Annotated in this window: 1 protein-coding gene; it reads right to left on the bottom strand. The window is 64.7% G+C overall.

All coding sequences use genetic code 11. The annotated features are described in order from the left end of the window. The coding region (locus tag CXQ91_RS24320; RefSeq protein WP_258074254.1) for an MFS transporter at positions 1–522 on the bottom strand (522 nt) is incomplete at its 3' end. Positions 523–541 lie beyond the last annotated feature (19 nt).

The following is a 541-nucleotide window of genomic DNA, read 5'->3' as shown; positions in this document are numbered from 1 at the left end:
AAGGGAATAGTTTCCGGCGACCACGGCACCGACGGCGGCACCGAAGAGTATGCCCACCACCGTTCCCATGGAGGAGAGCCCGCCGATGCTGCCGCGCTGGCGGATTGGCACCTGGTCCGGGACGGCGGCGGTGATCGCGGCCAGGGCGCCGTTGCAGCCCAATTGCACCAGGCACCACAGCAGCAGCATGGCCGCCACACTGGGGGCGACGGTCAGGCCAAGCAGGCCGATGGTGCCCAGAAGTGCGCCGATGAAGACCCAAGGCACCCTCCTGCCAAAACGGGAGACGCTCCTGTCACTGAAGGTGCCAAACAGAGGGTTGGCCACGAGCGAGACGGCGGCACCAGCGCCCGTGACCAGGGCCAAGATGGCTTCCTTGTCAGGTTCGCTAAAGTGTATTGCCTGCTGGGCGAGCAGCACCTGAATGGGTCCAAAGAATGCGGTGTTGATGCCAACATTGACGAGCACCACAGATACCGTCCACCGGTTCCTGACGGTTTCGGTGGGCTCGGCAAAGGCCAGGGAACCCGCCGGTTCCCCA

The sequence above is a fragment of the Arthrobacter sp. Y81 genome (assembly GCF_002929335.1).
Taxonomy (GTDB): domain Bacteria; phylum Actinomycetota; class Actinomycetes; order Actinomycetales; family Micrococcaceae; genus Arthrobacter.
This window is presented reverse-complemented; position numbering and strand designations above follow the sequence as displayed.